General features: G+C 66.2%; 23 protein-coding genes and 1 pseudogene. 10 read left to right on the forward strand and 14 right to left on the reverse strand.

Annotation, left to right across the window (positions count from 1 at the left end; all coding sequences use genetic code 11):
• Both Mspo_RS15715 and Mspo_RS15720 read left to right on the forward strand, forming a co-directional pair.
• Window positions 1-552: pseudogene (locus tag Mspo_RS15715) on the forward strand (hypothetical protein); the annotation flags it as partial.
• A gap of 97 nt (window positions 553-649) precedes the next feature.
• Complete coding sequence (locus tag Mspo_RS15720) at window positions 650-2,683, forward strand: glycosyl transferase (protein ID WP_244613484.1); 2,034 nt, start codon at window positions 650-652, stop codon at window positions 2,681-2,683.
• Window positions 2,684-2,739: 56 nt separating this feature from the next.
• Here the strand turns inward: Mspo_RS15720 and dnaA are convergent, their stop codons facing one another.
• From dnaA to coaBC, 6 genes are all read right to left on the reverse strand, one after another.
• Complete coding sequence (gene dnaA, locus Mspo_RS15725; RefSeq protein ID WP_159731367.1) at window positions 2,740-4,218, reverse strand: chromosomal replication initiator protein DnaA; 1,479 nt, start codon at window positions 4,216-4,218, stop codon at window positions 2,740-2,742.
• Between the two features lie 904 nt (window positions 4,219-5,122).
• Window positions 5,123-5,389 (reverse strand): 30S ribosomal protein S20, encoded by a 267-nt coding sequence (gene rpsT, locus Mspo_RS15730; RefSeq protein ID WP_159731369.1) that lies wholly within the window; start codon window positions 5,387-5,389, stop codon window positions 5,123-5,125.
• Between the two features lie 150 nt (window positions 5,390-5,539).
• Entirely contained in the window at window positions 5,540-6,313 is a 774-nt protein-coding gene (locus tag Mspo_RS15735; RefSeq protein WP_159731371.1) for an enoyl-CoA hydratase, read from the reverse strand.
• A gap of 124 nt (window positions 6,314-6,437) precedes the next feature.
• Window positions 6,438-6,881, reverse strand: coding sequence for an Rrf2 family transcriptional regulator (locus Mspo_RS15740; RefSeq protein ID WP_159731373.1), 444 nt, complete (start codon window positions 6,879-6,881; stop codon window positions 6,438-6,440).
• On the reverse strand, window positions 6,878-7,381 hold the full coding sequence (gene dut / locus Mspo_RS15745; RefSeq protein ID WP_159731375.1) for a dUTP diphosphatase: 504 nt from the start codon (window positions 7,379-7,381) through the stop codon (window positions 6,878-6,880). The genes Mspo_RS15740 and dut overlap by 4 nt, the downstream gene beginning before the upstream one ends.
• The gene (gene coaBC / locus Mspo_RS15750; protein ID WP_244613485.1) at window positions 7,378-8,670 is read right to left on the reverse strand and encodes a bifunctional phosphopantothenoylcysteine decarboxylase/phosphopantothenate--cysteine ligase CoaBC; all 1,293 of its coding nucleotides are present in this window, start codon (window positions 8,668-8,670) and stop codon (window positions 7,378-7,380) included. The genes dut and coaBC overlap by 4 nt, the downstream gene beginning before the upstream one ends.
• A 160-nt stretch (window positions 8,671-8,830) precedes the next feature.
• On the opposite strand from coaBC, the gene Mspo_RS15755 reads away from it, so the two are divergent.
• The 5 genes from Mspo_RS15755 to Mspo_RS15775 all read left to right on the forward strand — a co-directional run bounded on the left by Mspo_RS15755 (window position 8,831) and on the right by Mspo_RS15775 (window position 14,460).
• Window positions 8,831-9,229 (forward strand): hypothetical protein, encoded by a 399-nt coding sequence (locus tag Mspo_RS15755; RefSeq protein WP_159731379.1) that lies wholly within the window; start codon window positions 8,831-8,833, stop codon window positions 9,227-9,229.
• A gap of 220 nt (window positions 9,230-9,449) precedes the next feature.
• Window positions 9,450-11,096, forward strand: a complete 1,647-nt coding sequence (locus Mspo_RS15760) for a hypothetical protein (protein WP_159731381.1) — start codon at window positions 9,450-9,452, stop codon at window positions 11,094-11,096.
• Between the two features lie 199 nt (window positions 11,097-11,295).
• Window positions 11,296-12,456: a DNA replication/repair protein RecF gene (recF, locus tag Mspo_RS15765; protein WP_201281724.1), complete on the forward strand. Its 1,161-nt coding sequence runs from the start codon at window positions 11,296-11,298 to the stop codon at window positions 12,454-12,456.
• A 109-nt stretch (window positions 12,457-12,565) separates the two neighbouring features.
• Window positions 12,566-13,669: an OpgC family protein gene (locus tag Mspo_RS15770; protein ID WP_159731383.1), complete on the forward strand. Its 1,104-nt coding sequence runs from the start codon at window positions 12,566-12,568 to the stop codon at window positions 13,667-13,669.
• On the forward strand, window positions 13,621-14,460 hold the full coding sequence (locus Mspo_RS15775) for a GDSL-type esterase/lipase family protein (protein WP_244613486.1): 840 nt from the start codon (window positions 13,621-13,623) through the stop codon (window positions 14,458-14,460). The genes Mspo_RS15770 and Mspo_RS15775 overlap by 49 nt, the downstream gene beginning before the upstream one ends.
• A gap of 53 nt (window positions 14,461-14,513) precedes the next feature.
• Here the strand turns inward: Mspo_RS15775 and Mspo_RS15780 are convergent, their stop codons facing one another.
• From Mspo_RS15780 to ung, 3 genes are all read right to left on the reverse strand, one after another.
• Entirely contained in the window at window positions 14,514-15,041 is a 528-nt protein-coding gene (locus Mspo_RS15780; RefSeq protein ID WP_159731387.1) for a hypothetical protein, read from the reverse strand.
• Window positions 15,042-15,338: 297 nt separating this feature from the next.
• Window positions 15,339-16,382 (reverse strand): phosphatase PAP2 family protein, encoded by a 1,044-nt coding sequence (locus Mspo_RS15785; RefSeq protein ID WP_159731389.1) that lies wholly within the window; start codon window positions 16,380-16,382, stop codon window positions 15,339-15,341.
• 182 nt (window positions 16,383-16,564) lie between these two features.
• Window positions 16,565-17,230: a uracil-DNA glycosylase gene (gene ung, locus Mspo_RS15790; RefSeq protein ID WP_159731391.1), complete on the reverse strand. Its 666-nt coding sequence runs from the start codon at window positions 17,228-17,230 to the stop codon at window positions 16,565-16,567.
• A gap of 153 nt (window positions 17,231-17,383) precedes the next feature.
• Here ung and Mspo_RS15795 point away from each other — a divergent pair, with 153 nt between their 5' ends.
• The 3 genes from Mspo_RS15795 to Mspo_RS15805 all read left to right on the forward strand — a co-directional run bounded on the left by Mspo_RS15795 (window position 17,384) and on the right by Mspo_RS15805 (window position 20,485).
• Window positions 17,384-17,653: a helix-turn-helix domain-containing protein gene (locus tag Mspo_RS15795; RefSeq protein ID WP_159731393.1), complete on the forward strand. Its 270-nt coding sequence runs from the start codon at window positions 17,384-17,386 to the stop codon at window positions 17,651-17,653.
• A 74-nt stretch (window positions 17,654-17,727) separates the two neighbouring features.
• Window positions 17,728-19,476 carry a SulP family inorganic anion transporter gene (locus Mspo_RS15800; RefSeq protein WP_159731394.1) on the forward strand — a complete coding sequence of 583 codons (1,749 nt, stop codon included), beginning with the start codon at window positions 17,728-17,730 and terminating at the stop codon, window positions 19,474-19,476.
• Between the two features lie 160 nt (window positions 19,477-19,636).
• Window positions 19,637-20,485: a tRNA nucleotidyltransferase gene (locus Mspo_RS15805; RefSeq protein WP_244613487.1), complete on the forward strand. Its 849-nt coding sequence runs from the start codon at window positions 19,637-19,639 to the stop codon at window positions 20,483-20,485.
• Between the two features lie 56 nt (window positions 20,486-20,541).
• Here the strand turns inward: Mspo_RS15805 and Mspo_RS15810 are convergent, their stop codons facing one another.
• From Mspo_RS15810 to thyX, 5 genes are all read right to left on the reverse strand, one after another.
• Window positions 20,542-21,369: an ABC transporter permease gene (locus Mspo_RS15810; RefSeq protein WP_159731396.1), complete on the reverse strand. Its 828-nt coding sequence runs from the start codon at window positions 21,367-21,369 to the stop codon at window positions 20,542-20,544.
• Window positions 21,366-22,121: an ABC transporter ATP-binding protein gene (locus Mspo_RS15815; protein ID WP_159731398.1), complete on the reverse strand. Its 756-nt coding sequence runs from the start codon at window positions 22,119-22,121 to the stop codon at window positions 21,366-21,368. Before Mspo_RS15815 ends, Mspo_RS15810 begins: the two co-directional genes overlap by 4 nt.
• 99 nt (window positions 22,122-22,220) lie before the next feature.
• Window positions 22,221-23,102, reverse strand: coding sequence for an FkbM family methyltransferase (locus tag Mspo_RS15820; protein ID WP_244613488.1), 882 nt, complete (start codon window positions 23,100-23,102; stop codon window positions 22,221-22,223).
• Window positions 23,103-23,271: 169 nt separating this feature from the next.
• Window positions 23,272-24,144 carry a bifunctional DNA-formamidopyrimidine glycosylase/DNA-(apurinic or apyrimidinic site) lyase gene (gene mutM / locus Mspo_RS15825; protein WP_159731402.1) on the reverse strand — a complete coding sequence of 291 codons (873 nt, stop codon included), beginning with the start codon at window positions 24,142-24,144 and terminating at the stop codon, window positions 23,272-23,274.
• A 6-nt stretch (window positions 24,145-24,150) separates the two neighbouring features.
• On the reverse strand, window positions 24,151-24,831 hold the full coding sequence (gene thyX, locus Mspo_RS15830; protein ID WP_159731404.1) for an FAD-dependent thymidylate synthase: 681 nt from the start codon (window positions 24,829-24,831) through the stop codon (window positions 24,151-24,153).
• Window positions 24,832-24,894: the final 63 nt, after the last annotated feature.

Genomic DNA, 24,894 nt, shown 5'->3' on the forward strand with positions numbered 1-24,894 from the left:
CTCGCCGGATTGACCGCCACCCAGATCGGCAAGCTCACCACCACCGCCTTCGCCAATCTCTCCACCACCCAGGTCACCGACCTCACCGCGACCCAGGTGCGCGGCCTCACCGCGACGCAACTGGACGCCCTCTCGGCGGCCTATCTCGACGCCATCGACGCGGGCGATTTCTCGACGAGCCAGATCGCTGGACTGGACGCGACGGCGGTCGGCAATCTGTCGACGACGCAGGTCGCGGGTCTGACCTCGGCGCAGATCGGCGCCCTCTCGGCCGCCTCGATCAATTCGCTGACGACGACGGAGATAAACGATCTGACCGGCGCTCAGGTCGCAGGCCTCACCAGGACGCAGGTCGCCGCGCTCAGCACGACGAATTTCACGGCCTTGACCGCCACGACAGGCATTCCGGCGCTGACGACGACCGCCATCGCCGGACTGACGACGACGGAAATATCCGCTTTGTCGACGACCCAGGGCCACGCCTTCACGACGACCCAGATTCAGGCAATGTCCGTGGATCAAGCTATCGCGCTCGTGTCTCTCATCGGCTGACGGCGGGAGGCGCGAGACGCGATGACCTCGGTCACGCGTCCGCAACGGCGCTTCGGGCGGGATCGCTCGGGCGCCGCCCTCTCGAATGGACGTCGACATGCCTATTCAGCCGAACGAATCGGAGTCCGCCCGCGCGCTGTTCAAAAATGCGATCGAAAAATCCTTCGCGCGCAAGCTGAGCATCGGCGATCTGTTTACGGTCGCCGCGCAGCTCAAAGCGGCGGGGCTCGAGCAAAGGAGCGCCGAGCTCTATAAGCATTGGATCGCCTTCAATTCTGACGATCCGATCGTCTATGCGGCCTATTTCAACTATGCGACCGCGCTCGCCGAGTCGGGCGACCGCCCCGGCGCGATCAATGCGCTGCGCGAGGCGATCCGCATCCAGCCGGATTTCCAGCCGCCCTACATTAATCTCGGCCGACTGCTCGAGGATTCGGGTCAGGTCGGCGCGGCCGTCACGCAATGGATGGCGCTGGTCGAGCGGACCTCGGCGATCAATGGCGAATCGGTCGCTCACAAGCTGAGCGCGTTGCAGCAGACCGGACGCGTGCTCGAGAGCCTCAACAAGGACGAGGCGGCGGAAGACGCATTGCGGCAGATTCTCGAGGTCGACCCCAAGCGGCAGGAGGTCGTCCAGCATTGGATCGCGCTGCGCCAGCGCCAATGCAAATGGCCGGTGGTCCTGCCCTCCGAGCGCGTGAGCGTCGCCGATCTCGCCAATGGAATCTCGTCGCTGTCGCTCGCCAATCACGCCGACGATCCGATGTTCCAGCTCGCCAAGGCGCATCACTATGAGAAGCGCGCGATCGGCCGTCCCGAGCGGCGTCTGCCGCCGTCGGAGGCGAAACGGAGGCGCTCCGGCGACAAGCTGCGCATCGGCTATGTCTCCTCCGATCTGCGCGAGCACGCAGTCGGCTTCGCCATGACGGATGTGCTGGAGACGCACGACCGCGCGCATTTCGAAATCCACGCCTATTATTGCGGGATCGCGCGCAATGATCCGACGCGCGAGCGCATCGTCGCCGCCGTCGATCGCTGGACCGACATCAATGGAATGGACGACGAGTCGGCGGCGCGCAAAATCGCCGAGGACGAGATCGACATTCTCGTCGATCTCAACGGCTACACCAAGGATGCGCGCACCAAGGTCTTCTCGCTGCGGCCCGCGCCCGTCATCGTCAACTGGTTCGGCTTTCCCGGCGCCATGGGCAGCCCCTACCATCACTATATCATCGCCGATCCGGTGATCATTCCGGAAGGATCGGAGATCTATTATTCCGAGAAGGTCGTGCGGCTGCCCTGCTACCAGCCCAATGACCGCAAGCGCGTCGTCGCGCCGAACCGCCCGACGCGCGCCGAGGCGGGGCTGCCGGAAAACGCCTTCGTCTATTGCTCGCTCAACGGCATGCAGAAGCTCACCGCTCTGACCTTCGACCGCTGGGCGCGCATATTGACGGCGGTTCCCGAAAGCGTGCTGTGGCTGCTGACCGGAACGGAACAGACCAATGCGCGGGTGCGGGAGGAGGCGAGAAAGCGCGGCGTCGCGCCGGAGCGGATCGTCTTCGCCGAGAAAATGCCCAATCCGCAGCATCTCGCGCGCTATCCGCTCGCCGATCTCTTCCTCGACAATTTCCCCTATGGCGCCCATACGACGGCCGCGGACTCGCTGTGGATGGGCGTGCCGATTATCACTTTTCCGGGCCGCAGCTTCGCCTCGCGCGTCTGCGCGAGCCTCGTGCGCGCCGCCGGCGTCGGCGAGCTCGCCTGCGCGTCGGCGGAGGATTATGTCGCGCTGGCCATAGAGCTCGGCAAGGACAGGCGCAAGCTCGCGGGCGTCCGCGACAAGCTCACGAGAGCGCGCGACACGTCGCTGCTCTTCGACACGCCGCGTCTCGTCGGCGCGCTCGAGGGGCTCTATCGCGGCATGTGGAGCGATTACGAAAAAGGCGAATTGCCGCGGCCGGACTTGCGCAATCTCGAGCTTTACCACCAGATCGGGCTCGAGCTCGATCTCGAGAAAATGGAGCTTCTGAGCGACGCCGACTATCACGCGCTCTATCAGCGCAAGCTCGCGGAATGGGACGCCGCCTATCCGATCGAGCCCGACGCGCGCATGTGGCGGCCGCGCTGAGCGCGCGGTCGATGCGAGCCTTCAGGCTCGCTTCTGTCCGCCAGCGGCCCGATCGATCACTCGGCGAGCATTCGCTTCAAGAGCTCGATGACCTCGGACAGGCTCTTGTCCTTGGAGGCGAGCTCCTCGACCTTGCGCACGGCGTGCAGCACGGTCGTGTGATCGCGTCCGCCGAAGCGCCGGCCGATCTCGGGCAGGGAACGCAGCGTCAGCACCTTGGAGAGATACATTGCGATCTGCCGCGGGCGCACGACATTGGCGGTGCGGCGCGAGGAGAGAATATCCGCGCGCGAAATATTGTAGTGGCTGGCGACGAGCTTCTGAATGTCGTCGATCTTGACGCGCTTGGGCTCGGCGCTGCGCACGAGATCGCGAATGGCGGTCTCCGCCGTCTCGACGCAGAGGGGCGCGCCATTCAGCGTCGAATGGGCGAGCAGGCGATTGACGGCGCCTTCGAGATCGCGGCCATTGGTGACGATCGTCTTGGCGATATAGGAGACGACCGCGGGCGGCACGTGAAAGCTGGGCTGCGCCTCATGCGCGGCGGCGATGCGCGCCTCCAAAATCTTGACGCGCAGCTCCTCGTCGAGCGGGCCGATGTCGACGCAGAGCCCGCCCTTGAAGCGCGAGAGCACGCGCTCGTCGAGCGTCTCGAGATCGGAGGGCGGTCGGTCGGCGGCGACGACGACCTGCTTGCCGGCGTCGATGAGCGAGTTCAGCGTGTGGCAGAACTCCTGCTGGATCGACTTGCCTTGCAGAAATTGCACATCGTCGATGATCAGCACGTCTATGTTGCGCAGCCGTTCCTTGAAGGCGATCGACGAATGCTGCGACAGCGCCGAGACGAAACCGCTCATGAATTTCTCGGCGGTGAGATAGAGCACGCGCCGCTTATTGTCGTTGGCCGAGCGCGCCACCGCCTGCAGCAGATGCGTCTTGCCGAGGCCGACGGCCGCATGTGTGTAGAGCGGATTGAACAGCGGATGCTCGCCGGGGCGGGCGTCGGCGACGCGACAGGCCGCCGCATAGGCGAGCTGGTTCGAAGGACCGACGAGAAAGGTCGAAAAAGACAGACGGCGGTCGAGCGGCGAGCCGCCGAAAGACTCGCCGTCGGCGCGCGCCGGAGCGCGCAGGGGCGCCTTCACGAGCTGAGTCTCGATGCGATCGACGGCGGGCGCCGTCGGCTGCGCCTTCTCGGCGGCGGCCGTGGCGCTCTCCGCGTCGCGCGGACGCGAGCGGCGCGTCGGCGAGCGCACGTCGATGACGATATGCTCGAGCGAGGAAAATTCCGCGCAGAGGCGCGTGCGGATGCGATCCGCGTAGTGAGACTGAATCCAACTCTTCAGAAATTTCGTCGGCACCGTCAGCAGCGCGGCGCCGTCCTTCACGCTCTCGAGCTCCAAACGCGCGAACCAGGAATTATAGACAGCCTCGCCGAGCTCGGCGCGCAGACGTCCGCGCGCGCGCTCCCACCTCTGCCGATCGTCCGCCGACATTTCGCTGGAATTCGACTGGTCATCGCTATTATCGGACATGGTTTTCTTTCGCGCAGAAGACGAGTCGAGGCGCGCCGCCTCGGCAGCGTCGGCACAGTGAAACAGATGGGTCGGTCGTTTTCGATCGATAGCGCGATCGACGCTTCGAGGACGCTTACAGCCCGACAGGAGGCCCCACGGAACACTCACTGAGGTCGAACGGATTTCTGCCCTCCGTCCGACTGCGACGCCGCGCGTCATAGCGCTGCGCTCGGTCGCCGCTCGTTTTCGTGTCGGCTCGCCGCCCAAAAGCCATCACATCACCCCTACAGCCGCGAAGAGCCAAAGCTCGACGCGGTCCCCAACAAACGGATCTGAAGATACGCAGACAGAAACGCACCCAGCGGAATAATCGGCCGATGCATTCGTGGTGTGGTCGACGCATTCGTGGAACGCGTCAGGCAGTCGCAGAGAAAGTGTCACCCGAAGGCCAACATACGCTCGCTCACCCCGTCTTAGCGACGTCGCTCCGCAACGCCACGCCACGCCATTGAACCTACACGCAGGCCTTTTCGCGCGCAACGATCGTCGAGCCGCAGAATGCGCGAAACGTCGCCGCATGCGCGCCGCAACCTCCCTCTTCGCCCGGATAAAGTCATGATTCGCCGCTCAGAAAATTCGACCGCCGCTCGAGGCGCCGCAGAGCGATCTGCGCATGGCGCCGGCGCGCGCCGCCGCAAAACTCGATGTCAAGGGCGCCGAGCGTTGGCGGCGCGGCGAGCCTTTAACGCAATTAACTGAATTTAAACCATCTGCGCTGCGCACAAGAAAAACGTGTGAAAAAAAACCCGCACTACGCGGACTGGCGGAGTCGGCTTTTTCGCGGACCGAGGAGAGATACGCAGAACGCAAAAAAGCCCGGCGAAGCCGGGCTTTCGCAACACGCGAAATGCGCAAGGAAAGGTCAGGCCGACAGCGCCTTCACGCGAGCGGTCAGACGAGACACTTTTCGCGATGCGGTATTCTTATGAATGACGCCGTGCTGCGCGGCGCGCATGACGACCGGCGCGACGCTCTTGAGCACCGCGGCGGCCGTCGTGGCGTCGCCGCTCGCGATCGCCTCCTCGACCTTGCGCATCTGCGTGCGCAGCTGGCTGCGGCGCGCGCGGTTGACGGCCGTGCGCCGGGCGATCTTGCGGACGGCCTTCTTGGCCGAGCTGGTGTTGGCCATCTTTGTTCCTTCGACGGTCGAGGCGAGTGGGCGGGGTCGCCGCCCAAAAAAGCAAAGCGGCCGCGAAATCGCGGCCAGTTCGCGGGCCTTATACGCGCGCCGACGCCATTTCGTCAATGCCGGGACGCCAGCGCGGCGGCGCGCTCGCCCTCAGCGATTCTCGAAACGCGGCGGGCGCTTCTCGATGAAGGCGGTCATGCCCTCCTTCTGATCGTGTGTCGCGAACAGGGAATAGAACAATCTTCTCTCGAAGCGCACGCCCTCGGACAAAGGCGTCTCATAGGCGCGCTCGACGGCCTCTTTGGCCATGAGAACCGCCGGCAGGGACAGGGCCGCGATCGTCTGCGCCGTCTTCAACGCCTCCTCGAGCAGCTTGTCCGCGGGCAGGATTCGCGCGACGAGGCCGCAGCGCTCGGCCTCTTCGGCGCCCATCAGCCGTCCGGTCAGAACGAGCTCCATCGCCTTGGATTTGCCGATGGAGCGCACGAGGCGCTGCGTGCCGCCGGAGCCTGGAATGACGCCGAGTTTGATCTCGGGCTGGCCGAATTTGGCCGTGTCCGCGGCCAGGATGAAGTCGCACATCATGGCGAGCTCGCAGCCGCCGCCGAGCGCATAGCCGGCGACCGCGGCGATGATCGGCTTTCTGGCGCGCGCCACGCCGTCCCAGCGCGACAGGAAATCGTCGAGATAGGCCTCGGCGACGGTCTTGTCGCACAGCTCCTTGATGTCGGCGCCCGCGGCGAAGGCGTCCGACGAGCCGGTCAGCACCACGCAGCAGATCTCCGGGTCCGCCTCGAAACGCGTCAATGCGTCGGCGATCTCGCCGATCAGTCGGGCGTTCAGCGCATTGAGCGCGCGGGGGCGGTCGAGCCGCAGCAGCGCGACGCGTCCATGACGTTCGATTTCGATCGTCTCGTAATCCAAGGCCGGCCTCCTGTTTCCTCGATTCGCTCGGCGAGCGGAGCCGGCGCGGGCCAGCTTAGCCTGCGCGCGTGCAAACGAACGGCGCTTCGACCTGTAGGACCATGCAGGAGCCCCGCCACGGCCGTCAAATGTCGAAATCGCCTTCCGCTCCGATGTCCGCGAGACCGGCGGCGACCGCCTGCCCGTGCAGCTCGTCCAGAGTGATCGTGTCGAGCTTGGCGAGCGCCTGGCGCTCGGCGTCGGCGAAGATCGGGTCCACCGCGAGCGTCAGCAGACGCGGCCCTTGCCCGTCGAGGGCGCCCTCCTCCGCCCGAAGCGCGACGCGCACGATCTCGCCGACATTGAGGCGGCGGCGCTCGCGCGCCAGCTCATAGCCGCCCGCCGGGCCGCGCACGCTCTTCAAAATCCCCGCGCGCACCATGGCCTGAAGCATGCTCTCGAGATGGCGCGGCGGCAGGTCGTGGCGCGCCGCCAGCGCCCGCGACGACACCGGCCGCGACCGCGAATGCAGCGCGATGTCGAGCGCCGCCAGCACGGCGAGACGCGCAGGACGCGGCAGCAGGCTCATCGTCCAGCGCCCTCTCTCGGCCCAGCGCCCTCTCCCGGCGCGCCGCCTTCGTCCGTCCCGGTCGAGCCGAAGCCGCCCGCCCCGCGCGCCGTCTGCGCGAGCGCCTCACCCGCCTCGACGAGCTCGACGCGCTCGTAGCGCGCCACCACGAGCTGCGCGATGCGCATGCCGCGCGAAATCTCGAAAGGATGCGCGCCGAAATTGACGAGCAGAACCTTCACCTCGCCGCGATAGTCGCAGTCGATGGTGCCGGGAGAATTGAGCACGCTCACGCCGAATTCGAGCGCGAGCCCCGAGCGCGGCCGCACTTGCGCCTCGAAGCCCGACGGCAAAGCGATGGAGAGCCCCGTCGGCACCAGATCGCGCGCGCCGGGCTCGAGCACGAGCTTCACGCCCGGCGCGAGCGCGGCGCAAAGATCGAGGCCGGCGGCGCCTTCGCTGGCGTAAGCCGGAAGAGCGAGGCCTTCGCCATGGGGAAGACGACGAATGGCGACCTTCATCGCTTCGCCTCCCCGGCGGCGAATCTTTCGCAAAGGCGAGACACGAGCCGCGCCGCGACCTCGGCTTTGTCGAGCCGCGGCCAGGATTCGACGCCCTCCCGCGAGACGAGATGAACCTCGTTGCTGTCCGCGCCGAAGACGCTCCCCGCGGCGCCGACGTCATTGGCGACGATGAGATCGCAGCCTTTGCGCGCGAGCTTTTCCCGCGCATGATCGAGCACGTCGCGCGTCTCCGCGGCGAAGCCGACGACGAGCGCCGGCCGCCCCTCGCGCCGTTGCGCGATGTGCGCGAGTATGTCCGGATTCTCGCTCAGAACGAGCGTCGGCGGCTCGCGCGAGGGGCCTTTCTTGATCTTGTCCGCGGCGGGCTCGACCCGCCAATCGGCGACGGCGGCGGCGCCGATGAAAATATCGGCCGGCAGCGCCGCCTCGACCTCGGCGAGCATTTGCCGCGCCGTCTCGACATGGCGCGCCGTGACGCCCGGCGGATCGGCGATCTCGACCGGGCCGCTCACCAGAGTGACGCGCGCGCCGGCGCGCGCCGCCGCCGCCGCGATCGCATGACCCTGCTTGCCGGACGAGCGGTTGGAGATGTAGCGCGCCGGATCGATCGGCTCGCGCGTCGGGCCCGAGGTGACGAGCACATGGCGCCCGGCGAGCTGGCGCCCGGCGAGCGGCCCCGCGGCGCCGGGAAGCGATAGGCGCGTGTCCTCGCGCATGTCCTGGCGCAGCGCCGCCTCTATGGCGGCGACGATGTCGAGCGGCTCGGCCATGCGTCCAGGGCCATATTCGCCGCAGGCCATCTCGCCCTCCTCCGGCCCGACGAAGAGCGCGCCGTCGCCGCGCAGCGTCGCGACATTGCGCTGCGTCGCCGGATGCAGCCACATGCGCAGATTCATCGCCGGCGCGAGAAGCGTCCGCTTGTCGGTGGCGAGCAGCAGCGTCGTCGCCAGATCGTCGGCGAGCCCCTGCGCCATGCGCGCCAGAAGATGCGCCGTCGCCGGCGCGACGACGATGAGATCGGCCTCGCGCGAGAGGCGGATATGGCCTATCTCCTGCTCGTCGGTGAGGGAGAACAAATCCTCGAAGACGCGCTCGCCGGTGAGGCTCGCGAAGGAGAGCGGCGCGACGAAACGCGCGGCCGCGGCGGTGAGCACGGCGCGCACCGAGGCCCCGCGCTCGCGCAGCCGACGAACGAGCTCCAGCGACTTGTAGGCGGCGACGCCGCCGCCGACGACGAGCAGAATGCGCCTGCCGGAAAGGCTCTGCGGATCGGATGAGGCGGCCACGGGACGGCTCCGCTGGCGATGAGGGGGCGACAGAATACTCTCTTTCGAGCCGGCCCGGAAAGGGAGCGCCTCGCGGCGGTCGGTTTCTGGTCCAGGCATCGAAGCCGTATCCGGTCGCGACGCCTTGGTCTATATTCGCGGGCGAGCGCGCGAGGAAAGGATGTCGGACTATTTGGACAGGGTGAATCGCATTCCGATCTCGGCCGATCTGCTCGGCGAGGTCATGGACATGCTGCGCTCGCTTCCCGCCGAGGAGCGATGGTCCTCCGGCTCGCGCTCCGCCCGGCTGTTCCAGCTGCTCGAGCGCCGCGGCCTGTCCGAGACCGCCGACGTCGTCGCCGTCGCCGTCGATCTGCGCGTCACCGCCCTGCTGCGCCTGCAGAACCATGCGGGGCTGCGCGGCTGGGCGAGCCCCGGCGGCGAGCTCGCCCACCCCGATCTCCTGAAGGCCGCAGCCGCGGAGCCGCTCGTCGAGTGCGCCGATGGAGAGCCCGGTTTCGACATGGACAGCCTCCGCCTGCGCCTCTTGGCCGGCGCGGAGGTCCACGGGCGGGCGTGAGGGGTGGGGGTGGTTCGATTCTTCGACGCGTGGCAGATCCAGTGACCTTCGCATCGTTCGGGGATCGACAATTGGCGTCTCGGCTCGGCTCTAGGAGCGCGGGACAGCCAAAATTCAGTTGATGGGCTCCATTTTGAATGGCCCAGCATGGAGAGTAGGCGTCTTATTTCGTTTTCGTTAAAGATCGTGAGAGACGGGCGCGAATCGACGGGTCGGACCGATGAAAAAAGCGAAGAAAGCCAACAAGCCACCAAAAGCAAAAGCAAAAGCAAAAGCACCCGCTCGCAAAAGTGGAAAGCAGGTCAACCCAATCTTGGACCTGTTGAAAAATATGGATGAAGACGTGGTCGCCATGTTGCGACAGACCATCCAGCAAGAAATGAGTCTCGGCTCCGGATTTTTCGATTCGGACGATCCTGTCGATCTGTTTGCCGAGTTACTGGAAGGCTGCGCGGGAGGCGATGTCGATGACGACGAGAAAAACGAACTTTTGGCTGATCTTGTCGAGGCCCTGAGCAATGTCAAAGTAGACTCCAATGGAGGAGATAGGGAGGCCCGAAAAAAAATCAAAACCATCTACGAAATGCTGGACAATTCAATCGAAGGGCAAAAGCTGCAATCTATCGATTTGATAATGATAGGCAAGATTTTTACCGATGCAGGATTGACCGTTCCCGATAGTTTGAAGCGGGCCGTCTCCGCGATGCGACATGACGCGCCGCCGGAAGCGTGCGACGCAGCCGGAAGCGATCTCGTCTCTTCGCTGTCGGAATTGGCGGAACAGACCGGACAAAACGCCTTCGGCGTCTATGAACTCGTGAATTCCTTTCTGGTCGCCTTTCCGACGGAGGCCACCGTCGGGCTGTTGCGCGAACTCATCGGCGCAAAGAACGCCGCGATCGACGGGGCCGTCGTCGGATTCGTGTTGCATCCCGACGCGGTCGTCTCGCGATCCGTGGCCGAAGCGCTCGCGGCCGCCGAGACCCAAGTCGAGAGTTCGCTCGTCCAACGGCTCGTCATCATGCGGCCTTGGCTGCCGCAGACCCGACAGACCCACCTCGACGCGGCCATAAGAGCCATGCGCACAAGGGCGCTGCCGCCGGCCGATACGGCGCAGCCAAAACTTATCGAGTGCTATGCCTCGGTCTGCGACGGCTCGGGCGCGAGATCTTTCTTTGTCACGCAGCGCGTCGGCCGTCGCTACCAGCTGGCGAGCGTCATGATGAAGCCGGCCGGCGTCGCCGACGCCATGGTCATTCCGGACCTATCAAAATCGCAGATCGACGATATCGTCAATGAAATGAAGTTGTCGGTGCCGACGTTGAAAACGGATTTATCTTGCGTTGCTCGGATGTTGGCATTGGCGATCGCCGACAACCTCGCCTCTGGAAATCCGCCGCCGTTCAAATTGGTCGAGGCGGTGGAGAGTCTCGGCCTCGGCGCGGTGCATCCAGATCATGCTTCGCCGATCGAAATCATAACGAGCCTATTGGCCGATCTGCCTCCGGAACAAACGAATCCTGCCGCCGTGCGCCGAGCGCACGCCGAAGTGCTGGACAGCAATTTCATGTATCAATGGTTTGAAGCCGACGATGCGTTGGAGGACATTCTTTTGCCGGTCAAAGGCTCCAAAGCGCGCGTCGCCAAGCTCATGCAGGCCTTTCTCCCCGAACGACGGCTCTTTTGGGCTCGGCAATGCGCGCTTTCGGCCCTCGCGATGCGGGGCGACAAGATCGCGACTCACGCGCCCTGGCGGGAATTCGCTCTGGTCGGACGCGACATCGCCTCGGATTTGCCGCTCGATCAGATACCCTTGATGAAACAAATAGCGGAGATATCGGTGCAGGTTCTCGAACAGAGTCTGTGACTGGGCGCGATGCCGCTCGGCGAGACGACGTCTTTGAAAAGGCCCTGAACGACGCCGCATCGCCATTCGTGAAAGAGGAAGAAGGGCACAAGGCAGGCGTTCGCCGAAAGCCCGCCAGTCGGGTCGAGCTACCGGTGGCGCGGAGCGGAGGCCCTCCTCACTCTGGCCCTTCGCGCGCGACCATGGCAAAGCGTGCGGCATGACGCCGAGCGATCCCCCGATTCTCGCCCCCATGGCGCGCCGGCTCCAGCTCGCCGACTATCGCTCCTACGCCGCGCTCGATTGCGCGATCGAGGCGCCGCTCGTCGCGCTCTCCGGCGAGAACGGCGCCGGCAAGACCAATATTCTCGAGGCGCTCTCGCTGTTCTCGGCGGGCCGGGGCCTGCGCGGCGCGGAGCTCGCCGATTGCGCGCGCCGCCAGGGCGCGGGCGGCTTCGCCGTCTCGATCGAGCTTTGCGCCGATGGCGTCGTGACGCAGCTCGGCCATGGGCTGGAGCCGGCGAGCGGCGAGCAGGGGGCGACGCGGCGCTTTCGCATCGACCGAGCGCCCGTCTCCTCCGCCCGCGCTTTCGCCGACCACATCCGCCCGCTGTGGCTCACGCCCGCCATGGACGGGCTCTTCGCCGGCCCGGCGGGCGATCGGCGGCGGTTTCTAGATCGGCTCGTGCTGAGCGTCGACGCCGAGCACGGCGCGAGAGCCGCCAGGCTGGAGCGGGCGCTGCGCAACCGCAACCGCCTGCTCGCCGAAGAAACGCCGGACGCGCGCTGGCTCGACGCCGCCGAGCGGGAGATCGCCGCGCTCGGGGTCGCCGTCGCCGCCGCGCGGGGCGAGACGGTTCTGCGGCTGCGCGCTTTGATCGCGCGCGAGCGCGACGACGATTCGCCCTTCCCCTGGGCAGAGGTCGCGATCGAGGGCGAGCTCGAGCGAATGCTCGGCGAAGCGCCCGCTCTCCTCGTCGAAGACCGCTATCGCGCCCGGCTCGCCGCCTCGCGCCGGCGCGACGCCGCCGCCGGCCGCACGCTGGAAGGAACGCAGGCGAGCGATCTTTCCGTGCGCCACGGCCCCAAGGACGAGGCCGCGCGCGCCTGCTCCACCGGCGAGCAGAAGGCGCTGCTGACCGGCCTCGTGCTCGCCCATGCCCGCCTCGTCGCCGCGACGACCGGCCGCGCGCCGCTGCTGCTGCTCGACGAGGTCGCCGCCCATTTCGATCCGCTGCGGCGCGAGGCGCTCTACGCCGAGCTCGCACGCATCGGGGGACAAGTGTGGATGACGGGCGCCGATCCGGAGGTCTTCGCCGCCCTCGACGGCCGCGCGCAATTGCTGCGCGTCTTTCCGGGCCGCGTCGAGCGCGCGACATGAGAGGCCTCGTCGGCGGTCCTGAAAAAGGCCGCATTCGAGGCCCTGAAGAGGCCGCGCCGCGGCCCTCGGGAGCGGCGAGGACGAAGAAACCAACGAATTGAAGAAGCGCATGCGCGAGCCGAATGAAATCGATTTCTGGCGCGGCTTCGCTCTCGTCACCATTTTCGTCAACCACATTCCTGGAATCTTTTTCGAGCGCTTCACCTTCCGCAACGTCTCGATCTCCGATTCGGCGGAGCTCTTCGTCTTTCTCGCCGGCTGGGCGCTGCGCAAGCTCGTCGACGGCCCCGCCGGGGCGCTCTCGGCGCGCTACCTCGTCCTGCGCCTCGAGGGACGCGCCTTCACCGTCTATCTCGCGCAGCTCGTGATCGCGCAATTGGCGATCGCCCTTCTCGCCGGCGCCTCCATGCTGCTCGACGCGCCCTTTTTGCTCGACTGGAACAACGCCTCGGCCATTTTCGCCGATCCCGCGCGCGCCCATCTCGGCCTCGTCGCTCTGACCTTTCAGCTCGGCTATTTCGACATTCTGCCGCTCTATGTGGCGCTGATGTTCGCCTCCCCGCTGATCGCGCTTTCCTACCGCCATGCGCGGCCGATCCTGCTGCCGGCCTCGCTCGCCATATGGGCCTATGCGCTGGCGGCGGGCGTGAATTTCCCGACTTGGCCGACGGAGGGCGCCTGGTTCTTCGACCCGCTCGCCTGGCAGCTCATTTTCGTCATCGGCTTTCTTCTCGCCGGGGAGGACGGGATCGGCGGCCTCGCCCGGCGCTGCCGAAAATGGCTGCGGCGGGCCGCCGCGCCGCTCGTGCTGCTCGGCGCCGCGGCGGCATGGACGGGGTTCGACCCCTGGCCGATCGCGCTGCCCGAGCCCAAGCTCTTCTTCGTTTTCGACAAGACCTTTCTCTCGCCGGCGCGGCTCCTCTCCAATCTCGCGCTCGTCGCCGTCTTCGCCGGCTCTTTCGGCGCGATCTCGCGGGCGCTGCCGAACATCGCCGGCTTTCTGTCACAGCTCGGCCGCAACTCGCTCAACGTCTTCTGCGCCGGCTCTCTGCTGAGCCTCGCCGGACAAGTGTTCCGCTTCGCCTATGGCGGAGATGTTGTAACCGACGCTATTATCGTTATGTTCGGGCTCGCTGCGATGGGAGCGGCCGCATGGGCTTCGGAATGGCGCGAAAGACTGCGGGCAAAAACGTCGAGAGAGCCTGCGGCTTAGCGCCGGCCCTCGCGGCGCCGCTCGCCTTCGCGCTCGCGGCCTCGCTCGCGGCTTCGCTCGCGTCCGCGCAAGACTCCGCGCCGCCGGAGGCGCCCCCGCCGCTGAGCCCCGCCTGCGAGGCGCCGGCGGGCGACATCGCCGCGCCCGCCTCGCTGCCGCATTTCGCCAAGGCGCTGCGCGAACGCAAGACCGCGCGCATTCTCGCGATCGGCTCCTCCTCCACCTCGGGCGTCGGCGCCTCCTCGGACGCCAAGAGCTATCCCGCCCAGCTCGAGGCCATTCTCGAAGGCGCGCTGAAGGGCGTCGACGTCGTCGTCGCCAATCGCGGCGTCTCGGGCGAGGTCGCCGCCGTCACCTCCGAGCGCATCAGGAGCGAGGTGGCGCTGGAGAAGCCCGATCTCGCGCTCTGGCAGCTCGGCACCAATGACGCGCTGGTGCGCATCGCGCCGGAGGATTTCGAGAACACGGTGCGCTCGACGATCCGCTGGCTCAAGCAGAACCAGATCGACGTCGTTCTCGTCGGCCTGCAATACAGCTCGCGCTTCTCGCGCGACGAGGAATATTTCGCGATACGCAATGTGCTGCAGCGTGTCGCCTCGGCGGAGAACGTCGCCTATGTGCGCCGCTACGACGCGATGCGCTTCATCGCGCAGAACCACGCCAATCTGCAGATGATGGCGCGTGACAATTTCCACCTCAACGATCTCGGCTATCAATGCATGGCCGAGCATATCGCGCGCGCGGTGATCGTCGGCGTGTTCGTGAAGCGGGGACGGCCGAGCGCGAATTGACCGCCGGCGCGGGCGAAAGGCCGCCAGCGCCGGCGCGCGTGGAAGCGGACGGCTCAGAGCCGCTTCAGCCCTTCCTCATAGCTGATGGCTTCGAAGCGCTGATCATATTTGGCCGCGCCGTCGGCGAGCGTGTCGATCTTTTCGGCGGTGTCGTATTTCTTCATCTTCGTCTTGTCGAGATAGAGAAGCTCGATCAGCTCGTTGTAGACCGAGGTGTCGTCGATCGGCAGAACATAGAGGGGCACGCCATCGAAGCCGATCTGATAGCGCGAGGCGCGGTCGAGATCGGAGACGTAGACGAAATACTTGCCCTCCGGCTTCACGCTCGCGCCGAGCGCTTCGACGAGAGCCGGAAGCTCGCGATAGGAGGCGAGCGATCCGGCGAGAAACGACAGCGCCGCCTCTCCTTCCTCCGCCGTGGCGTGAACGCCCGCCAATGCGAGCGGCGGATCCAGCGTGACGGCGATTTCGCCACGAAAACCGAAGCGGCCGGCGCGATGCGTCGCCCCCTTATGGCTGGGCTTCAAGAGCCGACCTTCAGCCTCGAGGCGTTGGAAGGCGGTCGTTTCGATGGAGGTCATGTTCGGCTTTCGAGTATCCGCCCATTCTCGAGACATTCGAGACCGTGACGGTCGATTTCTCAGGGCGGGCCGAGCGGCGCGATGCGGTCGCGGCGCGACGTCGATCGTCGAAGAACGGGAAGTGGGAGCGATCTTCATGAGGTCGAGCGCGAACGTCCGTTCCGAAAGTCGCAGACACGGCGCCGACAAAAATGTCGGCTTTCGAACCGCACGACGACGCTCGTCGCTCCTCATGATAGCATCAAGCAAATTTTGCGCCGCAGGGGCGATGAGGGGCGACGCCGCCACCGCCCGAGCTCAGAGCGGCGACGGATGCGCGCTCTCGATCATGAAATGCTCGGCGCGAGAACGCTGCGTCTCGACGATATACAGCGAGGATCGACGCCGTCGGCTCTCTATGCGCCGCGCCATTCGATAGGACAGATAGGCGACCGCGACGCCTCCGATCGGGTCCACGGCATAATGTCCGCCTTCCGTCACCGTGCCCAGCAGCAGAGCGGCGTCGACGACGCATAAAACATAGAAGACGGGCCGGACGGAGCGCAGGCTCAGCGGAGTCAGCGCGCCGACCACGGCGTGAAACGAAGGAAAGCTCAATAGGCCTCCGATCGTGCTGTTCTCGAGATTCAGCGGGGCGGCCTCGCGTAGCCGCGCGAGATGATCGAGCGGCGTTCGTCCGCCGAAGCGAAGCTCGTGAAACAACGAACCATCGACGAGAGTGACGGCGCTCGAGGCCGGCAGAAAAGCGGCGATGACGATCGTCGCCGTGAGCGCGATCGCGAATGAGAGGAGATAGACGCGCAGTTCGTGGATGCGCTCGAGCGCGACGAGAACAACCACCGGCGTGATGATCTGCGCAGCCATGCTCGCATAGGCCTCCCGCAGCCATTTCGCCAGCAACGGGCGATCGTCGACATAATGGACGAAGGCCAGCCAATCGACGCCGAGCCATCGGTCGAGCGAGAGGAACAATTCATCCTGCAGCGGCATGGCCAGGCGCTGCGTGGCATAGCTCGCGAAAATTCCCGCGAGCGACGTCGCCACGAGATAGATCAGCGAATAGACGAATATCGGCGCGACTCGCGAGATGAAGCTCGAGGCGGCGAAGCGACAATAGAGATCCAGAGCGATGACCGCCACGAAAAAGAGGCTCGAATCCGGGAACGAGGGCAGCGTCAGCCCCGTCGCCTGCGCGTCGAGATAGGCGCTCGCCGTCATGGCGAGGCTGAGCCGCGCGGCGGCCGAAGGAACGGCGACGAAACGCGATCGCAGATGATCGAGACAGAAATCGCAAATTCGGCCGAGCGGGAGACGCGAAAAAAGAACGATCGTCCAATGCATGCTGGAAACCCGCACAATAGAAATGACCTCGGGACGCGCCGTCTCGCTCGACGAGAGCATCCCCGAAAAAATGCCGGCGACCGCCGGCGCTCGAATGATCCCTTACGTAATGAACAACGGTTATATTTCTGTAAATAACTAATTTTATGAGGAGTTCTAGTAATTTGCGGGAGGCGGCCGGCTCACCATTCGATCGGCGTGCGGCCCCTCGCCTCGAGATAGGCGTTGGCTTTCGAAAAATGCCTGCAGCCGAAAAAGCCGCGCGCCGAGAGCGGCGAGGGATGCGCGCTCTCGAGCACGAGATGCTTGGAGCGATCGACGCCCGCCACCTTCTGGCGCGCGTAAGCGCCCCAGAGCAGGAAGACGACGCCCTCCCGCTCGCGCGCGAGCGCCTGCACGGCGGCGTCGGTGAAGCGCTCCCAGCCCTTGCCCTGATGCGAGCCGGCGGCGCTCTCGCGCACGGTGAGCGTGGCGTTGAGCAGCAGCACGCCCTGCCGCGCCCAGCGCGAGAGATCGGGATCGCGCGAGACCGGCCGGCCGAGATCGCTCTCGATCTCCTTGAAGATGTTCTGCAGCGAAGGGGGCGGCGGAATGTCGCGGCCGACGGCGAAGCACAGCCCATTGGCCTGGCCGCGGCCGTGATAGGGATCCTGACCCAATATCACCACCTCGACCGCGTCGAAGGGGCATTCGTCGAAAGCGCGGAAAATCTGCTTGGCCGGCGGATAGACGGCCCCATTCGCATATTCCTCGCGCACGAAACGGCGCAGCGCGTCGAAATAGGGCTGCTCGAACTCCGCCGCGAGGCGAATTTTCCAGCTCTCGTCGATTTGCACGGGTTTGTTCATATCCGCCAAGCTAACATGCGCGCGGGTCGAACGAGAACCAGAGCGCGCCGCGCGGGACGCCGCCGCGGCGCCAAAAAGGCGCCGATGATGTTTAAAACATCATCTTGGCGATGTAAAACATGTCTGCTAATATATAAAATGTGAGCATATGAGATGATCACCGCCGCTCAATTGCGCGCCGCGAGAGCGCTGCTCGGCATAGATCAGAAAAAGCTGGCCGAGCTTTCCGGCGTCTCCCTGCCGACGATACAGCGCATGGAGGCGAGCGACGGCAATGTCCGCGGCGTGATCGAGACGCTCACCAAGGTCGTGGAGGCGCTGCACGAGGCCGGCGTCGAGCTGATCGGCGAGAACGCCCGCAGCGAGGGCGGCGGACGCGGCGTCAGGCTGCGCCGGCCCGGTTCGCCCAATCCCACGATGTGAAAGGACCAACCCGCGACGACGACCGCCGACTTCGCGCCGACGATCCCGCCGCTCCTCGAACGAAGGAGCCAGTGTTGAGAGATCGACGTTTTCGCCAGCCGAGTTTCATCGAGCTGTTCACGCCCAAGCTCGCCACCATTCTGAAGGAAGGCTACGGCCTCGCCGATTTGCGCGCGGATGCGATCGCCGGTCTCACCGTCGCGATCGTCGCTCTGCCGCTCTCCATGGCTTTCGCGATCGCCTCGGGGCTGAGCCCCGATCGCGGCCTCTATACGGCGATCGTCGGCGGCTTTCTCGTCTCCTTGCTCGGCGGCAGCCGTTTCCAGATCGGCGGGCCTGCGGGCGCCTTCATCGTGCTCGTCTTTTCCATCGTGCAGAGGCAGGGCTATGATGGGCTCGCGCTCGCCACCATGATGGCGGGCGTCATTCTTTTCGTGGTCGGCCTGCTGCGCGGCGGAACTTATATCAAATACATCCCCTTTCCGGTGACGGTCGGATTCACCGCGGGAATCGCGGTCATCATCTTCTCGAGCCAGCTCAAGGAGATTTTCGGCCTCGACGTCCCGCACGAGCCGGCGGCGCTCGGCCCCAAGCTCGCGGCGCTATGGGAGGCGCGCGACAGCTTCCGGCCGGCGACGGTCGGCGTCTCGGCGCTCGCGCTCGCCGTCATTCTCGGGCTGAGGCGCTGGCGGCCGCACTGGCCCGGCATGTTGATCGCGGTGGCGCTCTGCGCCGCGGCGACGGCGGCGCTGCATCTCGACGTCGAGACGATCGGCTCGCGCTTCGGCGGCGTGCCCAACACGCTGCCGGCGCCGGCGGCGCCGTCCTTCGACTTGGCGCGGCTGCGCGCCTTGCTGCCCGACGCCGTCACCATCGCCCTGCTCGGCGCGATCGAATCGCTGCTCTCGGCGGTCGTCGCCGACGGCATGAGCGGACGGCGCCATCGCTCCAATTGCGAGCTCGCCGCGCAGGGGCTCGCCAATATGATCGCGCCGATCTTCGGCGGCATTCCGGTGACGGGAACCATCGCCCGCACGGCGACCAATGTGCGCGCGGGCGCCAAAGGGCCGGTCTCGGGAATGCTGCATGCGGTCTTCCTGCTCGGCTTCATGCTCGTCGCGGCGCCGCTCGCGGCCTATATTCCGCTCGCCTCGCTCGGCGCCGTGCTCGCCGTCGTTTCCTGGAACATGGCGGAGAAGAAAGAGTTCGTCGCGCTGTTCAGAGCCTCGCGCGGCGACGCGCTGGTGCTGCTTTCGACCTTCCTGCTCACCATTTTCGAGGATCTCGCCATCGGCATCGGCGTCGGCGTGACGCTCGGCGCCTTTCTGTTCCTGCATCGCCTCGCCGAGAGCGTCGAGGTGCAGACCGGCGAAGCCTTCCTCGACGAGGATCGGGCCGACGATTACGGCGGCCATCGTCCCGCCTATGACTCTGTGGCCGCCTCCGACGCCGAGGTGATGGTCTATAAGATCAGCGGCGCGATCTTCTTCGGCGCCTCGGCGACGGTGAGCGCGGCGCTGGACGAGATCGGACGCTATCCGCGCGCGTTCATTTTCGACTTCAGCGACGCGCCGCTCGTCGACAGCACGGGGGCGCGGGCGCTCGAGGCCTTTGTCGCGCGGCTGCGGCGGGCGGGAACCGTGGTTTGCGTCGCCGGGGCGCGGCCGGCCGTGCGCCGGGCGCTGCTCTCGGCCGGGCTGCATGAGCCGGAGACGCTCTACGCCGGCACGGTCGCCGACGCGCGGAGCCGCATCTCGCCGCTGCAACGGCCGAGGGACGAGGAGCCAGGGCTGACAGGCGCAGCCGTCGCCGGCCGCGCGTGACGAAACCGGCGCGGCAAGCCGTTTGCTTGCCGTCCGCCGACCACTCATTTCCTGCTGGTCGCTTCGCGCGGCGTTCGTCGCCTTCCTTCTCCCCGCTCGCGGGGAGAAGGGGAATGCGCCGAACCGATCAGCCGGAACCCGTATCACGCGCGAAGATTCGATGCCCTCAGAACCTTTTTTCGAGCCCGAATTCGGGCAGACCGACCCCGGCCTCGGCCTTCTCCGAATGGCGGCCCTCCTCGCCGAGACCGAGGCCGATCCCGGCGAAGAGACGCTGAGCCTCTTGGCCGAGCAGGTCGAGAACGGCGGCCTCGCCGGCCTCGCGCCGGCCGACATCTGGCCCGAGCTCCTGCTCGGCCTCTCCGGCCCCGCGCCGGGCAAGGCGTTTCGCGTCCTGCGCATATGCGGCGCGCTGCGGGCCATACTGCCCGAGGTCGACGCCTTGTTCGGCGTTCCACAAATGTCGGACGGACAGACGGAGGTCGATCTCGGCGCCCATATGCTGCGCTCGCTCGACGAGGCCGGGCGGATCGACGCGCCGCTCGCCGTGCGCTTCGCCCTGCTCGTCATGAATGTCGGCAAGGGGGATTCGCCGCGCGAGCATCTGCCGCATCATTATAAGCACATAGACCGCGGCGGCCCGCGCATAGAGGCGATCGCCGCGCGCTTCGGCGCGCCCGCCGACTGCCTCCCTCTCGCGCTGATGGCGCTCTGCGAATGCGAACGCGTGCATCGCGTCGCGGAGGTGCGCGCCGGGCCGGTGGCGCAAATGCTGGAGCGGCTCGGCGCCTTCGAGGCGCCTGAGACTTTCGCGCGGCTGATGATGGTCTGCGCCTGCGATTTCTCCGCCCATGCCGGCCGCTCGGGCGCGGCCTATCCCAAGGCGGCGCTGCTGGAGACCGCCCGCGCCGCCTGCGCCGCCATCCCCGAGCCCGCCACGGCGGAGGCGCGCGCGGAGGCGATCGCGCTCGCCTTTCGCTCGCTGCGTTGGTCGAGCGGCGCCGACTGAGCCGGCTTATGCGCTGAAACGAGCGAGCCTTCAGGCTCGCATCACTGGAAACTCGATTACTCGCCCGTCTGCAGCAGCGTTCCGGCGCGGCGCGCGGCGGCGAGCAGGCGCACGAAAGCGAAGGACGCCGCCGTGAACAAAATGCCGTCGAGCGCAAGCCCCGCGAGCATCAGATCGACGCGCGGCGCATGGTCGACCAGGACGCCGCGCAGCCCCTCGAACACATAAGTGGGCGGCAGCGCCCAGCAGATCGGCTGCAGCCAGGAAGGCAGCACGGCGACCGGATAATAGACGCAGCCGAGCGGCTGAATGACGAACATCAGCGACCAGACGAGATTTTCCGCGCCGAGGCCATAGCGCAGCAACAGCCCTGAGACGAACAGGCCGACGCTCCAGGCGAAGACGATGAGAATGGCGAAAAAGGCCACGAAGGCGAGGCCGAGCGCCCAGAGATTGAAGCCGAAGAACCAAATGGCGAGGATCGTCACCGGAACCATGCCGACGAAGAGGCGTATGAGGCTCATCGCCATCATGGAGGCGACGAATTCCGCCGGCCGCAGCGGGCTCATGAAGAGATTGGCGATGTTGCGCGACCACATCTCCTCGAGGAAGGAGAAGGAGAAGCCCTGTTGCCCGCGCAGCAAAATGTCCCACAGCAGCACCGCGCCGATGAGCGAGCCGGCGGCGATCGTCGTTTTATCGGCGCCGACGAGGCCGCCCGGCGCGCGTAAGAGATAGCTCTGCAGAAAGCCCCAGGTGAGCATCTGCACCGTCGGCCAATACATCATCTCCAACATGCGCGGCATGGAGGAGCGCAGCAGGTAGGAGTAGCGCAAGGTCATCGCGCCGACGCGCGCGAGCGAGAATTCGAAAGACGCGCTCATACCGCCGCTCCATTGGCGCGGCCGCGCGCGACATCGAGAAACACCTCCTCGAGATTTGCCCGGCCGTAATGCGTCAGAAGCTCGGCGGGCGAGCCGTCGTCGACGAGGCTTCCCTGCTTCAGCATCAGCACGCGGTCGCAGAGGCGCTCCACCTCGGCCATATTGTGCGAGGCGAGCAGGATCGCGCAATTGCGACGCCGGCGATACGCCTCGAGATGGGCGCGCGCCCAGTCCGCCGTGTCGGGGTCGAGCGAGGCCGTGGGCTCGTCGAGCAGCAGGAGCTCGGGCTCGTTGATGAGCGCCTTGGCGAGCGCGACGCGCGTCTTCTGCCCGGCGGAGAGGCGCCCGCTCGGGCGGTCGAGAAATTCGGCGAGAGCGAGGTCGGCGGCGAGCTCCTCGATTTTTCCTTTGATATCGCGAACGCCATAGAGGCGGCCGAAGACGGTGAGATTCTGCCGCACGGTGAGACGATGCGGCATGTCCACATAGGGGCTCTCGAAATTCATGCGGCCGAGCGCGCGATAGCGGTCCTCGAGAAAGTCGCGGCCGAAGATCTCGATCATTCCGGTCGTCGGCTCGATGAGGCCCATGACCATGCCGATGGTCGTCGTCTTGCCCGCGCCATTGCCGCCGAGCAGACCCGTCACCGAGCCCGCCGGCAGCGCGAAGCTCAGCGGCTTCACGGCCACGGTCTCGGCGTAGGACTTGGAGATGCCTTCGACCCGCAGGATCGGGCCGGTGTCGAGCGCCATTACGAGTCTCGGTGAGAGGTCGCCGCGATTTTCGCCGCGCCCTTATCGCAAAGTCCGGCCGGCGAGATCAACCGGCGGCCGATCTCGCCTTGCGCATTCTCACGCCACGGCCGCGGGCTCGCGAGGCGCCCGATCGCGCAGGCCGAAAAGATAGGCGCGCGCCAGACTGCCGCCGCTGCGGCGATCATGTTCGGCGAGCAGGCGCAAGGCGAGATCGGCCGATCGATAGCAGTCATACGCGATATGCGCGAGGCCGAGCAGCTCCTCGTCGGCGAGCAGGTCCAGGCGCAGAAAATCGCGCACGAAAATGGCGTCGCTCCAGACGATCTGGCTCATGCCGGCGTATATGTCATTGCCGAGCATCAGCGGCTTGAGCACGCGGCTCGTCAGCGGCGTGAAGCGATGCAGAACGAAGCCCTGCCCGCGCAAAAACAGCTCTATCTCCGAAAACAGCGGCTGGCCCTCATAGAGCGGCAGAAATTCCACCTCGACATGAAGAACATAGGCGCGCCGCAGCCGTTCGACCGCATTTTGCAGGATCATCAGCTCCGCGCCCTGCACGTCCAGCTCGAGAAAGGTCGCGCCCTCGGTCTCGGGAACGTCGTCGAGCCGCACCGTGTCGATCTCTTGCGTCGCCACGACCTCCGACCAGACCGGAAAGCCATGGAACAACTCCATCGCCAGCGGATTTGGCTTCAGCAGCGAGGTCATGCCGCCCGCCGCGCATATGTGCAAAGTGTGGCGCCCACCGTCGCCGACGGCGTAAGGAAGATAGATATCGCCCGGATTCTTGCGCGTGTTCAGATCGGCGACGGCGTCCTCGTCGGGCTCGAAGCCGACGACCGTCGCCGCGCCGCCGCGCAGCAAGGGCGCATAGACCGGCTCGCCGCTGATATGGCGCGCGCCTATGTCGACGACCTTCTGCCTGGGGCTCGTCCCGGTGAGCTCGACGAATGAAGGGAGGGAATCTGCAGTTTCCATGAAAGCCTCGCTCGATGAGCCCGACGCCGGCGCGTCGATCGGCGAGGACGGTGCGCTGGAATCATCCGCTGACAGCGTCGAAAATGACATGCCTCTTCATCGGCCGACGCAGCCCAAATTCATCGGTTATGATTTTAGAGCTCGCCGCTTGCGCGGGACTGGCGGGCGCTCACTTCTGGCACTCGCGGCAATAGAAGGTCGAGCGCCCGCTCTGGATCACGCGCGAGATATGGCCGCGGCAGCCCGGCGTCGGACAGGGCGCGTCCTCACGGTCATAGACGCGGAAGGAATGTTGGAAATAGCCGAGCGAGCCATCCGTCTGGCGATGGTCGCGCAGGCTGGAGCCGCCGGCCTCGATCGCCTCGCCCAGCACGCGTCTTATCGCCTCGACGAGATCGACCAGACCGCGCTTCGGCCGCCCCTTGGCGTCGACCAGCGTTCCGGCGGCGCGCAGCGGCGAGAGATGGGCGCGATGCAGCGCCTCGCAGACATAGATGTTGCCGAGTCCGGCGATGATCCTCTGATCGAGCAGAGCGGCTTTGAGCGGCGCCTTGCGGCCGCGCAATTCCTCGGCGAGACGCTCGGGCGTCAGCTCCGGCCCGAGCGGCTCGACGCCGAGCCCGGCAAAGAGCGGATGCGCCGCCAGCTCCGCGCGGGGGACGAGCAGCATGAAGCCGAAACGGCGGGGATCGTTGTAGGTGACGCTCGCGCCGCTCGCGAAATGGAACACCACATGGTCATGCGCGGCTTTCGTGCTCGCCGCGCGATGGCGGACGCCTTGCCCGTCGTCGGCGTCGATGCGGAACGAGCCGCTCATGCCGAGATGCATGATGAGCGTCTCGCCGTCGTCGAGCTCGCCGAGGAGATATTTGGCCCGCCGCTTCAGCGCCGCGACGCGCCGGCCGGCGAGACGCGCGGCGAAGCCCGGCGGAAAGGGAAAGCGCAGATCGCCGCGGCGCAGCTCCACAAGCTCCAGCCTCGAGCCGGTGAAGACGGGCTCGAGCCCGCGCCGAACCGTCTCGACCTCGGGCAATTCGGGCATTGGCGCTCAGAACCGTTGAGATTTCCACGCCGCGACGGCGATCGGGACGATGGGCTCGATGAGCCGCTCCATCGCCTGCGCATAGACGCGGATCTCGTATTGTGCGTGAGGATCGGCGCGCAGGGACAGGAATTTGAACAGATTCAACAGATCGACCTTTGCGAACATATGGCTGTAGGTCGAGAGCGGCAACACGGTGCGGGCGAGCTCACGCGGCCAGCCGGCGGCGAGCAGCTCGCGATAAGTGGCGAAAGCGGCCTCGAAGCCAGCGCGCAGCTTCTCGACCTCGGCGCGGCGCGCCTCGAGATCGCCGCCGGGCTGGCGGCCCTGCTTATTGGCCGTCGACTGCTCGCCGATCGTCTCCGGATCGGGGAGATAATAGGTCTCCGGCAATTCGCGGTAGCGGCCGGAAAGCTCGTTAAAGGTCCAGGTGCGGTGGCGGTGCCATTGGCGCAGCACGAAAAGGGGCGCCATCACCTCGAATTGGAACTCCACCGCCTCGAAGGGCGTCGTATGGCGGTTCTTCCAGAGATAATCGATGAGGCGCTTGTCGGAGCCCTCGTTCTCCCCGGCCCGCCAGGCGGCGTCATAGGAGACGCGCGCCGCGCGCACGATCGAGAGATCCGAGCCCATATGGTCGACGAGGCGGACGAATCCGTGATCCAGGACTTTGATCTGATTTGACATTCTCGCCCCCGCCGCCCGCGCCGCGGCTCCCAGCCCGGCCCTCCCCTTATCACGCCCCGCCCC

The organism is Methylosinus sp. Ce-a6, assembly GCF_009811655.1.
In the GTDB taxonomy this organism is placed as follows: domain Bacteria; phylum Pseudomonadota; class Alphaproteobacteria; order Rhizobiales; family Beijerinckiaceae; genus Methylosinus.